The sequence below is a fragment of the Paenibacillus radicis (ex Xue et al. 2023) genome (genome assembly GCF_024722015.1).
GTDB lineage: Bacteria > Bacillota > Bacilli > Paenibacillales > NBRC-103111 > Paenibacillus_S.
In genome coordinates this window covers 1-14,457 of record NZ_JANQBD010000047.1, presented here as the reverse complement: position 1 = coordinate 14,457, position 14,457 = coordinate 1, and the positions used below count along the sequence as shown (strand labels likewise).

The window sequence follows — 14,457 nt, the reverse complement described above, 5'->3', positions numbered from 1 at the left end:
GCAGGGTTCACTTATAGATTTACGGCAAGTCGGTTTTAGCATTTATCCATTTGAAGGAGGATCATGAACATGACTGTATTGGATACGAACAAATTGAAGCAAGCCGCTACATTGCAGGAGGTACTGCCCGAGGTATGGGAAGCATTGCAGCATAAAGTGAGCCGGATGATCGAGCAGATTGGTGACAAGTCGCCCCATGTGGCTCCTGCGGATACAGGAATTTATGACGATCTGCGCCACGACTGGTGGACATCAGGCTTTTGGCCGGGAATTTTGTGGATTATGCATGAAATGACAGGCAAGGATCATTACAAGGAGGCGGCTTGGAATTGGGACGAGAAGTTCGACCAGAAGTCGATCCAGCCTAGCAACTTTCATCACGATGTAGGCTTTCAATATTTGCCGACAGCGGTAATCAAGTACAAGCTGACCGGCGATGAGGATGGCAAACGCAGAGGGCTGCTGGCAGCCAACTTCCTGGCGGGACGATTCAACATCGCAGGTAACTTCTTGCGCGCATGGAATCAGGATAAAACCGGCTGGGCCATCGTAGACTCCTCGATGAACCTGTCGATTCTATTCTGGGCGGCGGAGGAAATCGCCGACCCAAGGTTCAGCATGATCGGCAAAGCTCATGCGGATACAGTCGTGAACCATTTCATCCGTGAGGATGGTTCCGTTAATCACATCGTCAGCTTCAATCCGCTGACGGGTGAGGTTATCGAGTCGTTAGGCGGCCAAGGCGCCGGTCCCGACTCGGCCTGGAGCCGCGGCGCCGCATGGGCGCTGCACGGCATGGCCAATACGTATCGCTATACCGGCGATACGAAATATTTGCGCGCAGCACAGCGCGTCGCGCATTATTTCCTCTCCATGCTGCCGGACGACCACGTGGCGCATTGGGACTTCCGCGCAGCGGAATCGCTCGCTGATGAGCCGCGCGACACCTCGGCGGCGGCTTGCGCCGCCTCGGGGCTGCTCGAGCTGGCCGCTGCGCTGCCTGCGGTACAGGGTCGCCCGTACCGCGAAGCCGCTGAGCGCATCCTGCTCTCGCTGACGCAGAACTACGCCACGTGGGATCGTCCCGATCATGAGGCGATTCTAGTGGAAGGTACCGGCCACAAGCCGGCCGGCCAGAACATCAACGTCTCGCTGATCTACGGAGACTACTTCTATGTCGAAGCGCTTGCCAAGCTGCTAGGCTGGAAATCGCGCATTTTCTAATCCGGGCTGGGCTGAACCGGATATAATAAGAGCACCCTTCAAATCACTGAACAAGTGGTTTGGGGTGCTCTTTTTTTGTGGGCTGAAGACATAATGTACGAATTAATCGATCTAGAATGAAGCGAATATTGGGTATATTAGGTTAGGTATGCACAGCTTCACTCCTATTCACATCCCAATCATCCGGTGAGAGGAACTACGATTCGCTATTTGGACGTGCACACGTGATCATTCAATTGAAACGGAACTACGATGCCTTATTTGCCTGAAATGATGGATTATAAGCCTAGCTGAGACGCGATAGCGCATCGTAGTTCCGTGAAATCATGAATTGGAGGGAATATGCGAAAAATAAAGGAATGACGTTCCGTTAGTAAGCGGGTAGCGGGTAGTGGGCAGTGGGCAGTAAGTGGATCAGCTTATTCCTAGGCCTTCATCCGCTGCTTGAACTCCTTAGGAGAGCACTGGTTATGACGCTTGAACAGCTTGTAAAACTGAGCCATGTTCGGGATACCGACCGCCTCGCCTATTTCCATAATGCTTACGTCCTGCGTGAGCAGCATGCGCTCGGCTTTTTTAATGCGCTTGTAGTTGACATAATCAACGAAGGATAAGCCCATCACCTTTTTAAAATACTTAATAAAGTAGTGGTAGCTCAGATTCAGGACGGCGCAAGCTTGCTCGATGGCGATCTTTTCGGTCAGATGCTGCTCCACATAATCGAGTGCCGGCTGCAGACGTATAAGCTCATCATTCTCTGTACCATGCAGAACGCCCTGCGTATCGCTGCGCAGCAGCAGCAGCATTAACCGGCGAATTGAGGCGCTGATGGCGAGCTCGTAGCCTTTTTGCATGGTTTGCGTTTCCTGGTAAATGTCCATAATAAGCGCATGGGCTTGCTGCTGAAGGAGAGGGTTGTCCCGGAAAATATAATTCAACTGGCTTAGAGGCCGCCGCACCTCACTGAAATAATGCAGGTAGGGCATGGTGCTCTCATCAAAATGCTGCGCCAAATCAAACTGACATACAATATAGCTAAGCGCCTCGGGCAGTTCCTTTCGGGTACGATGCAGCTGGGATGAGCCGAGCACATGAACGTCACCAGATCGCAGCTCCCGTGTGTCATGCTTAGTCTGGATACCAAGGCCGCCCTCAAGCACGGCCAGAAATTCAACTTCCTTATGATAATGCCAGCGAAAAACCTTAGGGATGGAGGGGCTGACGATAGATTCGGGACTCGTTATTTGCCAAACCTTTAGACGCAGAAGAGGGTTTTGATAAATAACATGCTCTTTGTGTACATCAGGTTCATTATATAGAAGGTTGTTCATACCGGTACCTTGGACCTCCAATGTAAAAATATCTACTAAACCATTATCGCATAGTTTGCATTTGGATTTACTAAATAGTATAGCATGTTTTTGGGGAAGCGATGGCAGTTTTGCATACAGATGCGGCAGTATTGAGAATTTCTTTTTTTCGGCGTTATCTTATAATTTAAGGTAGCTACTATGTTACTAATTGTTGGAGGTTGGATAAATTTATGAGTCAAAAGCTGAGAGTTACCGTATGGAATGAGTTCCGTCATGAGAAAGAAAATGAGAAGGTCCGCGCCGCTTATCCGGATGGCATTCATCAGGCGATTGGCGAAGGCATAAGTGGAGATGTGGAAGTTTCCTATGCTACTTTGGATGAGCCGGAGCACGGTCTGACGGAAGAAAGACTGCAAAATACCGACGTTCTTATCTGGTGGGGGCATAAAGCGCATGGCGAGGTTCAGGATGAAATCGTCAAACGTGTCCAAAGCCGTGTTCTAAAAGGTATGGGTCTGATTGTTCTGCATTCCGGTCATTTCTCGAAAGTGTTCAAAACGTTGATGGGAACCTCCTGCGATCTGAAATGGAGAGAAGCTGACGAGAAGGAACGCATCTGGGTTGTGTCCCCGGGCCACCCTATCGTAGAGGGTGTTGGAGAATATATTGATCTGGAAGCCGAAGAAATGTACGGCGAGCACTTCGATATCCCGCAGCCGGACGAGCTGATCATGGTCAGCTGGTTTGAAGGCGGCGAAGTATTCCGCAGCGGCTGCACATTCAGTCGGGGTCAAGGCAAAATTTTCTACTTCCGCCCAGGACACGAAACGTACCGGACCTACTACAACGAGCAAATTCGCCGTGTCATTAGCAACGCTGTTCATTGGGCCGCTCCGAGCACACGAGAGTACCCGAAATATGGCAACCATAAGCCGCTTGAGGTTATTAAAGCCAAAGGTTAATTGCATACAAGGCAGCACACAGTTAAATAAAAGCAAGCCCGTCCGAGCATTCGTGTTCTGGTCGGGCTTTTTTTCTTTGTTACGTGGACAATGCTGCCCTGCATTCTGATACAGTTCGACATGAAAATAAGCAACCAGTCGGATTGATGTTCTCATAGAGAAGTAAGATAATGGGCTTGAAACCATTCTTTCAACGCAGCCGCGGTGAGTTTAGGAGTTGATTGTCGTGATACGATACGTAGCATTTTTCCTTGCAGCATGGTTAGCTATAGGTGTGTTTCCAGCGGGTACCGCATGGTCGGAGTCAGGCCTGCAAAGTATAAAAGATAGTATAGTAGTACCGGATATTACCAGAATCAAGGACATCAAGGACTTTAAGGACATTAAGGACGTTCAGGATCTCAATAAAATAGAAGACATCATCAAGCAGCTCAGCCCCATTCAATTAAATCCAAAGAAAGGAACATACAGATGGGATAAGCTGTTGGACAATAGGGATGGCAGCCACTACAGCTACACTCCTCCAGCAATCGGCGCGGACGGCACACTTTATATCGGCACAGAGGGCAGCAGCTTATCCGCTATTTCTCCGGACGGAATAACGAAGTGGAATTTTGCGGCAGGCGGTATTGTCGTAGCTCAAGCGGTCGGCACCGATGGAACGATCTATGCGGCAGCGGGACAAAAGCTATATGGAGTTAATCCAGACGGATCGAAAAAATGGGAGCTCGATATGAAATGCCAGCTTGGCGGATCACTTACGGTCGACACGGACGGCTCTATGTATACAGGCTGCCTTACAGGCAAATTTTTCGCCATTAAACCGGATCTATCTATTAAATGGTCTATTGACTGGGACGTTAAAGAGTCCCCTTGGTCCCCATCCTCCGCTAAAACAGTAGAAGACGGTACCGTATACGTGGGATCCGGCCATAATTTGCTGGCAATGAAGCCTAATGGAATGAAAAAGTGGGAGACTGCCACAGGGGGCAAAATACATCGTGCTCCGGTCGTTGGTGCGGACGGTACGATTTATACGGGATCGGAAGATAAAAACCTGTATGCCCTCAATCCGGACGGTACTGTGAAATGGACGTTTGCTACCGGAGGGGAAATTAAGTCTTCTCCCGCTATTGGAAAAGACGGTACCCTCTATGTGGCATCCAATGATAAAAACTTGTACGCGATTCATCCGAACGGGACTAAGAAGTGGGTGTTCACTACCAAAGTCGAACATCCCGGTATAAACACGGTAATTTTCGCACCTGTGATCGGCGTGGACGGTTCGGTTTATATTGTAACATTGGAGGGTGTTGTATATGCAGTAAATGCGAATGGCTCGGGCAGATGGAGCTATAATACCGACTATTTGATCGGAACCGACCCTGCAATTGGACCAGACGGCACGGTTTATGTAAAAACTTACAGTGAAGTATTGTACGCGCTTGGCACGGTCCCGGTAAGCAGCGTTACATTGAATAAGAGAGAGCTTGCTTTGGAAATAGGGCAAAAGCAAGCTCTTACGGCGGCTGTGATACCGAATGGCGCTGCCAACAAACGGGTAAGCTGGGAGAGCAGCGATCCTTTAAAGGCTGAAGTGGACAACGAGGGCAATGTGACAGGTAAATCGGTCGGCGCAGCCGTCATTACCGTCAAGACGCAAGACGGCGAGTTTGTGGCTAAATGTAACGTGACAGTTACAGGTTCTATAGCCGTACCGACCCCTGAGCCGAATCCGGTGACAGCACCGCAGCAGGGGGCTGGGCAAGATCCCTTCTCGGATATTAATGGAAACTGGGCAAATGCGGCCATCCGGGAAGCGGTAAAAAGGGATATCGCACACGGTTATCCGGATGGGACCTTCCTGCCCGAGGGCAACATCACCCGCGCTGAGTTTACCGTCATGCTGATGAACAGCATGAACCCGGGTAAAGAAGAAGCCGAGCTGTGGTTTCACGATACGGACAGCATCGGGCAGTGGGCTGTACAATCGGTTTCATCAGCCGTGAAGGCGGGCATCATCAGCGGATACCCGGATAATACGTTCCGTCCGGGTGCCAACATTACCCATGCTGAAATGGCGGCGATGGTTGTGAAAGCTTCCGGCCTGCCTGTCGAAGCGAGTCCAGTCTCTGGCTACGAAGATTACAGCAGCATCCCGGAGTGGGCGAAAGGTGCTGCATCAACAGCCGAGAAGGTGGGCATTATCATTGTAGGAGGTTTGAACGCCCGGAAGTTCGCTCCGGATGTATTTGCAACCCGTGCCGAAGCGGCGAGTGCGATTGTCAGCCTGCAAAATGTGATGAAGAAATAAGGTTGAAACTACCTGTGAGTCAGGGTTGCACTTGTCCGGTAAGAGATTAGAAATTTTTGAATAAAGACCCATCTAACAAGTGCATACATATAAATAACAGAAGAGCCGCTACGGTGATCCGTGAGCAGCTCTTTTTTCGTGGAATGGCGAAGTGTCGATCAGCAGTGGCTTCAGCTCCCTTACTTTCGCTGCCAGAGTGCAGAATGCAAATCGTTAATAGTTAACGTCCGGAGGAGCGTTTGCGTTTTCTTTTGCCTGCTGCGGAGGGGCCGCCTTTGCGCTTGCGGCGTTTGCGCCGTGGGGCGTCAGATTCGGCTGCTTTCTTTTTACCGAAGGAGGCCATTAGTACTTTCAACATGGGTGCCATTTGCTGCACATTTTGCACTATTTTCTGTACTTTGCTCATGGTTTGCATGATGCCCTCGATGCCGCCCAAACGGTCGACTATTTGTTTAATCTGCGCGATGTTGAAGGAGCCTCCTGTGGATGATCCACCTCCACCTCCGCCTCCGCCCAAAAGTCCTCCCAGAAGGCCGCCTCCACCGTTTGTTGCCGGCACCGGCGGTGTGTACGTCTGCGGTTGGCTAAAGCTGCTTACCTGGAGTCCCGGGTACGAGCTGGACGGATACTGTCCCCCTCCCTGGAAGGAAGAGGGCGCTTCCTGGAAGCTGCGAATTTGTGTGCCTTGATTCCCTATCGTTGGTCTTTGAATACTCACGGGTTTCACGATCCTTTTATTGGATTTAAGCAAAGTACGGACTCGGCCGGCTGCTTTGCAGGACGAAATAGACGTTTTACCTAGTGTAGTTTATGTGATAGGCGAATGGATGGATTGGACTCCTGTCACGGTTTCGCAACGATTTACAATGTTTTAGCACATTGCCGCATAAAAATAGTAAAGTTTTGCTAATCTAAAGGGAGGATTTTATAAGCCTCTGTCGAATAGTACTCTGTAAGAATTGAAGTAGACCAGCAAGGGGTTGAACGAGACATGCAATTGAAAAAATTAAATGACAAAGCGATCGATCAGCTTTTTGAAGCGGTTTTAACGCTTAAAGATATCGAAGAGTGTTATGTGTTTTTTGACGACTTGTGTACGGTTAACGAGATCCAGTCCTTATCCCAACGTCTGGAGGTAGCCAGAATGCTGCGCAAAGGCAACACCTACAACCAGATCGAAGCGGAGACAGGCGCGAGCACAGCTACGATTTCCCGTGTGAAACGCTGCCTGAACTATGGCAATGACGGTTATAAGTTGACTTTGGAGCGACTCGGACGCTAATTTAGTTGGTCGGATCATTGAGAATCGCGGGAAATGCCTGCTGTTGAGGGGCATAAGACTTTCCCAAGCTCTCCATGGCTCGATTAGAGTGAAGATGGTTTTGATGAAGGCGCCTCCTCCTATTGATCTTCCTTTGTGGGATGATGGGATAAGGGGCCTTTTTTCAGTTGAATGCGGGCATAGATTTGCAAAATCTGGCTTTGTTTAACCTGACAAATGACCACGTTTCCAGAGGACGATCCAAGCTGCTCATTCTTGTAGGGCAAAAGTGTGACAACCAACGTAGGGTTCGTTTTTATGCTATAATTAGGAAAATGGCTAGAAAACGAGTCTGAGGCGTTCAAACGCCTTCTTTTTTTCGCGAAAAGGAAGGGGATAGTTGGTGGTAAAATACGGCATATTAGTCATAAGCCATGGTTCGCGCAGTGCGGAATGGGTTCGTTTGGTGGATGAAGCCGTAGAGGCAATGGAAGCGCCGGAAGGGATTGCAGTTTACTCCTCATTTCTGGAAATTGTCGAGGGGCGGCTTATCCAAGACGGGATTACGCATCTGGAATCACTCGGGATAACCGATATTATTGTTGTGCCGTTCTTTGTTTCTTCGGGCAGCACGCATATAGATGAAATTAGCTATGCACTTGGCGTCAAGGCAGAGCCGGCGCTACCTACGGATATGAGACCTTTTGTTATAAAGGCAAGGATCCATTTCACTTCTCCGATTGATGATGATCCTGTCATTGCCGAAATTTTATATGAAAAAATGAAGCAGCTCTCCGTCGACCCGAAGAGTGAAATTGTGCTTCTTGTGGGGCATGGCAGTGTGGAGGAAGGCTTTCATGAGCAGTGGAGGACAGGCTTGGAGAAGCTGGCAGGTAGGCTGAAGGAGCTGGGCGGCTTTGATGAGTCGGATACAGCGATGCTGCTGCCTGATCAAATCGGCTCCAAAATGAACGGATGGCATAAGCATAAGCCGCAGCATACGGTGCTGGTCGTACCGCTGTTTTTAAGCGATGGCTATTTTACGAACGATGTGATACCTTCTCGGTTGACAGAGGGTACATATAAATACAATGGGAGAGCGCTGCTGCCTCATCCTCTGCTATCGAGATGGATGGAACGGCAGACGGCTCCTTATTGGAGCGGAAATGATACTGGAATTCGGAGTGAACGGGTGATTGAGGAATGAGTAAACGCGCAAGATTGATTTATAATCCAACCTCTGGCAGAGAGGAAATGAGAAAGCGGCTGCCGGAAATTTTGCAACGGCTGGAGCGGGGCGGACTGGAAACCTCGACTCACGCAACTATCGGTGAAGGGGATGCTACATTAGCCGCGGCGGATGCTATCGAAAGAGGTTTCGATATTATCATCGCTGCCGGTGGCGACGGCACGCTCCATGAAGTCATCAATGGGGTGGCCGAGAAGAGCTACCGTCCGCCACTCGGTATCATACCGCTTGGGACGACCAATGATTTTGCGAGAGCGCTTAATATTCCGCGCAGCTGGGAAGGCGCAGTTGATGTTATTTTGCAGCAGCATGCTCCATTCATCGATGTCGGCAAAATGAACCAGCGCTACTTCATCAACATCGCCGGTGGAGGCTCCATGACGGAGCTGACCTATGAGGTGCCAAGTAAGCTTAAGACTATGATTGGCCAAATGGCCTATTATATGAAAGGAATCGAGAAGCTGCCGCGGCTGCGGCCAATCGAGCTGTACATCCGTACGGATGCAGGAGATCTGCATGAGGAAGTGATGCTGTTCCTGATCTCTAACAGCAATTCTGTAGGCGGTTTCGAGCGTTTGGCGCCGGACGCTTCACTCAACGATGGGCTGTTCGATGTGCTGATCCTCAAAAAATGCAATCTCGCAGAGTTCATCCGTGTCGTTTCCTTAGCGCTGCGAGGCGAGCATCTGGGCGACCCGAATATCATTTATTTGCAGACGCGAACCATTCAGGTGACCTCGCCTGACTATGTACAGATCAACCTGGACGGCGAGTTCGGTGGCACGCTTCCTTGCGTATTCACGAACCTGCCTTCACATATACAAATTTTCATTGATGAAAGCGGTCAATCCGTATACAAAACCAATCCTTTGCAGCAAATCAAGCTGCCTTGGAAAATGAAACCCGGAGTGGAAGATCATGAGCAAGATGAATAGAAGAAGAGGCGGCAGTGGAAGCAGCCGTAACGATAGGGGACAAGAGCGCAAGCAAGGGCAGGACGCGGGTGCTGGTGCTGGGAGAAGAGAGTCGGCAGCTTCCGTTGCGATTGAAGGGCTGCCAGTCGAAAAAAATAGCGAATACGAAGCCGAGATTGTCGGCATCGGTCATGAGGGAGAAGGGGTAGGCCGCGTCGGTGGCTTTACCCTTTTTGTTCAAGGCGCCCTCCCCGGCGAGCGCGTGCTCGTCAAGGTAATGAAGCTCAAGAAGCAATACGGCTATGCGAAGCTGCTGAAGATTCTTGAGCCTAGCCCGGATCGGGTGGCTGCACCCTGTCCGATCTATAAGCAGTGCGGCGGCTGTCAGCTGCAGCACTTGAGCTACGAAGGCCAGCTGCGCTTTAAGCGGCAGCTAGTGGTGGACAATCTGGAGCGGATTGGGAAGCTGAAGGTAAGCGGGGGCTCTTCGAGATTGGCAGGATCGGACACTGGAGCGGAAGCCGAAGGTAAGTTAATCAGTAGATCTGCTGCTAGTGAAGGTATCGTCGTGCTTCCGACGCTTGGCATGAGTGAGCCATGGCGCTACCGCAACAAAGCTCAGGTACCGATTGGCTTCGAGGCTGCCTCGGCAGACAGGGAGGGCGGCTTGGTCGGTGGCTTCTACGCCCAAGGCAGCCACCGTATCATCGACATGGATGAGTGCCTCATCCAGCAAGAAAACAATGACCGCGTCGTAGCAGAGGTCAAACGCATCGCCCGTGAGCTCGGCATCCGAGCTTATAACGAAGAAACGCACAAAGGGCTGCTGCGTCATGTCGTAGCTCGTTATGGCTTCAACACCGGCGATATTATGGTCGTTCTGATTACAAACGGATTGGATATACCGCATAAGGATGAGCTGGTAGGCCTGCTTCGCGCGGCTATACCGGATGTGAAGAGCATCTGCCAGAACGTGAACACGGGCAGAACGAACGTCATCTTCGGCGATCAGACGAAGGTGCTGTGGGGCGACGATGTTATCTACGATACCATCGGGGACGTCCGATTCGCGATCTCGGCGCGATCGTTCTATCAAGTGAACCCCGTACAGACGGAGGTCTTGTACGGGAAGGCTCTTGAGTTCGCCGGCTTGAGCGGCGAAGAGACCGTGATCGATGCCTATTGCGGCATCGGCACGATTTCGCTGTTCTTGGCGCAGCGCGCGCGCCAAGTGTACGGCGTCGAGATCGTCAGCGAAGCGATTGACGATGCTCGACGCAATGCTGTGCTGAACGGCGTACGCAACGTTCAGTTCGAGGTTGGCGCGGCGGAGGAAGTCATCCCCGCGTGGAAGCGTCAGGGCATCGCGCCTGACGTCATCGTCGTTGACCCGCCGCGCAAGGGCTGCGACGCGGCGCTGCTCGAGACCATCCTCGAGATGCGCCCGGATCGCGTAGTCTATGTGTCGTGTAATCCGTCGACACTGGCTCGCGATCTCCGCGTCCTCGAGGACGGGGGGTATTCCACCGTCACGGTCCAGCCGGTGGACATGTTTCCGCATACCGTTCACGTAGAATCGGTGGCTTTGCTTGTGAAGGATGGTACAGTGGGCTGAGATTGCAATGGTGGAGCGGGTTTGGTGTGAAACAGAAGCACGAAAATAATAGAGTTGTCTGATTGTTGACGAAATTAATAGATTAATTGGGAGATGCCTGATTCTTGAATCGGGCGTTTTCAATTATTGGGACAGGAGTTCGACTTCCCTCGCCTCCATATGGTAAATCCACAAAATCGAAAAGGAACCTTGCCACTGGAGTTACGGCGGCAGGCTCCTATTCGCGTTGCACGGCGTCGTTGCAAATCAGGGGTGGCTCCTCCGTTTGAGGGTGGGCTCATTATCTTCGGATACCAACTCGCATATGAATCGAACGGTTGCTCGCTCTATTTTAGTAAAAATATTTTGTGACAAATCCAAGGGAGTTAGCTTGATAAAACAAAGTTTGACAAACTGGCGACTGTTGCCAGGGAGGGCGTTGCCGTAACATTAAAAGGGCTTATGATAGGCCCACAGCAAAGTTACGCAATCAAGATAAAGTTACTCTATTTTCAACATTCTCTTCATCTCCTCCTGAGATGATTGTAGTAGTTTTCTTTTAAATACCTCGATATATGCTACTGGGTTATCCAAAAGAAGAGACACTTCGTCAAAACTTATAGTAAGCTTCAGTCTTGTACCGTCTTCAGAAAATATAATATTAAAGATCCACACTAAATCCTCTAATTTCACAAAACAGTTATTACCATTTATAATATTTGAAAGTTGAATTATTGACAGTATTGCGAGTTGAACAACTGTTAACCGCTCATTATACTCACTTTCAATATCAATCTCGAAATATGATTCATTTTCCTGACTATACAACTTATCTTCAATCATAATTGATTCTTTTAATTCAATTGCTTTAATTCTGGTTTTAAATTGCTCATAATAAGTATTAAGATCAGTTACAACGCTCTCCGGAACAAACATCATTACCTTTTTATACTTTGGTAATCGGATTTGTAATATCTCAAGTGTTAGATTTGTAACTAGTTTTACAAAAAGTCTCAAACCATAAATTTCTGATATAACCTCATCTAGTTCACTCAATGTTATTACTTTATTTTTATTGTTACTATATGTACATTCAATTGTTTCATTTATACATTCGTAAGAAGAATGTGCAGCAATGTTTCTCCATTGGTTTATTGAAATATTTTTAAGTTTGTTTCGGTCAATACTCTTGAAGTACTCAAATGGTAGTTTAAGCAGAGTCTCAATTATTTCATTTAATTTTACATCGTTTACTATACTTTTTTCATTTTCTACATTAAATGAAACATATAATAGATATGATTCGCGTTTCAGCATGTGTTCTATAATTTGGTGAATCATGCTAAATCTATAAGCGGCTTTTTTCCTAAACGATAACTTTTTATCTTTTAACAGTTGTGTCGTACAAATATATTCCCAAAAAAAGTGTAGTGCTTCATCACGCTTTTTAAAGGAATCTGTTACTATATCATCCATAAGTTCTAATTTCGAATTATGTGTATTGATAATAAACTCAACTGCATCTACTAGTGATTCACCTAGTATACTGCTTTTATTTGGATTCAACATAATCAGAAGTCTTATCAATTTATAATTATGAAATGAATGGCTCATGTCAACTTTATAATTAGCTTGGAAATATTCTAAAGTTAACTTTGTTACAGCTTGTGAAATATCAGTGATGCGTCTTGGGAAAAGTTCTTCTTCATTTTCAAAATCTGCCTTCATATATTTAACTCCTCACTATATTGTATACGGTTCCGACTATTTCTGAATATTTACGAATTTGCCTACCATGATATAATTTAGAGTCTGCGTTCAGTTCCCCGTGATAATCAATTGGTAAACTAGCGAATTTCAACTGATCTGCTTTATCATGAATTTTTTTTTGATAAATCCACCCCAGAAATGGTTTCCATGGTATCTCCTTGGATTTTGAGTCAGTAGGCTCGGTGGATCAGGCGATTCAGAACTACATCCGTCAAAGTCGAATCTGTAAAATACTGATGCCATAGATCAACCGATAGAATCTTGCTCTCTAAATTAATGCAAAATTGGGGATTAAGTGGTGTTATACTGTGTCCCCAACCACCCAAATCACCCCAATAGAACGAAATGCGAATAGTGTAAAAATCCAATACAATCAAGGCTTTAGCCGACAATAACAGATTCTGTCAGAGCCGCGGCGCAATCCGATACCGTGCACGTAGAATCGGTGGCTCTACTAGTGAGGAATGGTACAGATCACTAAGAATATAGTAGTGGAGCGGGTTTGGGGAGTAGTACAGATGGGATGGAAAGATGAAACAGAGGCGCAAAAATAATAGAGTTGACCGAAGTAGAATGTATGCTTCTCGACGGAGTAGAATGTATGTTTCTGCATGGAGTAAAACCATATATAAACTGATACACTCAACACGAGTTGACCTTCCAGAACGTTATTTAAGATAAATGCGACAGTCAGGATCTTTTCCCTGTATATACGATATGGACGATTTTTGCCTTTGGGAGCATAGGTTACATTGCATTCGATTTTATTCTGATGCTGGCTTCAAAGCTCAAAAGACAAAATGAGTATGCCGATGATGACAAGTATCCAATGTTGTGCATGTTAACGAGCTTTTTACGTTTGAGTTGGGGATTGGAACGAAATATTAGCAAGGACTTCAAAAAAACGTTATGACTAATGGGATTAAGTAATAAGGTGATCCAGATAACCTCTGTAGTCGATAGGCTCGGGAGTTTTTGTTTGTAAAAGCAAAAACTCCCGAGCCTATTATCGACTCGTCTTCACTTCACTCATAAATTTGCTCTCTTTCATTTTCAAGTATTCTTCACGTAATTTATCTGCATTATCGTAACGCTCGCTTGGCTCCTGGCGAGTGGCTTTTTTGATGAGATGATAAAATTGAGTATTGCTATTGAGTACGTCAGGATCACGTCCAGTCAAGATAAAGGTTAATAACCTGCCAAGTGAGAAGATGTCGCTTTTAGCTGTGGCATCTCTTAATCGGATGCGTTGTTCTGGGGCTACATAGAGAATGTGTCCATAATCGCCTATTGCAGACTTCGTATGTTGTTTCAGTTCCTTCTCACTTTTACCGAGACCAAAATCCGCTACTTTGACAAGCTGGAAGAAATTATAGTTCCAACTCAGTATGTTTTTCGGACATAGATCCCGATGAATTATTCCCCTCCGATGAGCGGCACATATTGCGTCGAGAATTTGCTCAAATATCAGCAGTCGAACGTGTAAAGGTAAATGTCCATTGTATTTGCGTATAAAATACAGCAGATTCCCGTCGGCAAGTTCAGTATCATACCAATAATTTTTGTGTTCAAGGTTGTAACCCAGCAGGTTTACGACATGTCGATGCCCTTGAAGTTCCTTCAAATACTCGATCTCTCGTTTAAATCGGTTGATATGATCCTCATTTCCCCAATGTTCTTTTAAGAGTTTCTTCCGAGCGAACTTGAGGTTCGTCTGTTCGTCCCGATATGAACTCCCTCAGTACGATTCTGTTTTCTCACGAATGCTCGCTTATTCGCAGGATTTCACCCTTGTCAGATTTTCGGAAAGATTGTAAGAGCAACCGAGTTGAGGACCGGGACAATATGAAGGCGCG

General features: G+C 47.6%; 10 protein-coding genes and 1 pseudogene. 7 read left to right on the top strand and 4 right to left on the bottom strand.

Annotated features, from left to right (window positions below):
• The first annotated feature begins 69 nt into the window (after window positions 1-69).
• Complete coding sequence (locus NV381_RS35875; RefSeq protein WP_258218067.1) at window positions 70-1,224, top strand: glycoside hydrolase family 88 protein; 1,155 nt, start codon at window positions 70-72, stop codon at window positions 1,222-1,224.
• Between the two features lie 425 nt (window positions 1,225-1,649).
• Here NV381_RS35875 and NV381_RS35870 read toward each other — a convergent pair whose 3' ends face one another.
• Window positions 1,650-2,555: an AraC family transcriptional regulator gene (locus tag NV381_RS35870; protein WP_258218066.1), complete on the bottom strand. Its 906-nt coding sequence runs from the start codon at window positions 2,553-2,555 to the stop codon at window positions 1,650-1,652.
• Window positions 2,556-2,767: 212 nt separating this feature from the next.
• Here NV381_RS35870 and NV381_RS35865 point away from each other — a divergent pair, with 212 nt between their 5' ends.
• Window positions 2,768-3,499, top strand: a complete 732-nt coding sequence (locus NV381_RS35865) for a ThuA domain-containing protein (protein ID WP_258218065.1) — start codon at window positions 2,768-2,770, stop codon at window positions 3,497-3,499.
• Window positions 3,500-3,725: 226 nt separating this feature from the next.
• A complete protein-coding gene (locus NV381_RS35860) occupies window positions 3,726-5,813 on the top strand; it encodes a PQQ-binding-like beta-propeller repeat protein (protein ID WP_258218064.1) in 2,088 nt (695 codons plus the stop codon).
• A gap of 220 nt (window positions 5,814-6,033) precedes the next feature.
• On the opposite strand, the gene NV381_RS35855 is transcribed toward NV381_RS35860, so the two are convergent.
• Window positions 6,034-6,531 (bottom strand): hypothetical protein, encoded by a 498-nt coding sequence (locus NV381_RS35855; RefSeq protein WP_258218063.1) that lies wholly within the window; start codon window positions 6,529-6,531, stop codon window positions 6,034-6,036.
• Between the two features lie 273 nt (window positions 6,532-6,804).
• Between NV381_RS35855 and NV381_RS35850 the strand changes: the two genes are divergently transcribed.
• The 4 genes from NV381_RS35850 to rlmD all read left to right on the top strand — a co-directional run bounded on the left by NV381_RS35850 (window position 6,805) and on the right by rlmD (window position 10,852).
• Window positions 6,805-7,095, top strand: a complete 291-nt coding sequence (locus NV381_RS35850; protein ID WP_133231557.1) for a YerC/YecD family TrpR-related protein — start codon at window positions 6,805-6,807, stop codon at window positions 7,093-7,095.
• A 382-nt stretch (window positions 7,096-7,477) separates the two neighbouring features.
• Window positions 7,478-8,281 carry a sirohydrochlorin chelatase gene (locus NV381_RS35845; RefSeq protein ID WP_258218062.1) on the top strand — a complete coding sequence of 268 codons (804 nt, stop codon included), beginning with the start codon at window positions 7,478-7,480 and terminating at the stop codon, window positions 8,279-8,281.
• Entirely contained in the window at window positions 8,278-9,258 is a 981-nt protein-coding gene (locus NV381_RS35840; protein ID WP_258218061.1) for a diacylglycerol kinase, read from the top strand. The genes NV381_RS35845 and NV381_RS35840 overlap by 4 nt, the downstream gene beginning before the upstream one ends.
• The gene (gene rlmD, locus NV381_RS35835; RefSeq protein WP_258218060.1) at window positions 9,242-10,852 is read left to right on the top strand and encodes a 23S rRNA (uracil(1939)-C(5))-methyltransferase RlmD; all 1,611 of its coding nucleotides are present in this window, start codon (window positions 9,242-9,244) and stop codon (window positions 10,850-10,852) included. The genes NV381_RS35840 and rlmD overlap by 17 nt, the downstream gene beginning before the upstream one ends.
• 480 nt (window positions 10,853-11,332) lie before the next feature.
• On the opposite strand, the gene NV381_RS35830 is transcribed toward rlmD, so the two are convergent.
• Window positions 11,333-12,559 carry a hypothetical protein gene (locus tag NV381_RS35830; protein WP_258218059.1) on the bottom strand — a complete coding sequence of 409 codons (1,227 nt, stop codon included), beginning with the start codon at window positions 12,557-12,559 and terminating at the stop codon, window positions 11,333-11,335.
• Window positions 12,560-13,607: 1,048 nt separating this feature from the next.
• A pseudogene (locus NV381_RS35825) lies at window positions 13,608-14,315 on the bottom strand (protein kinase domain-containing protein); the annotation flags it as partial.
• Window positions 14,316-14,457 lie beyond the last annotated feature (142 nt).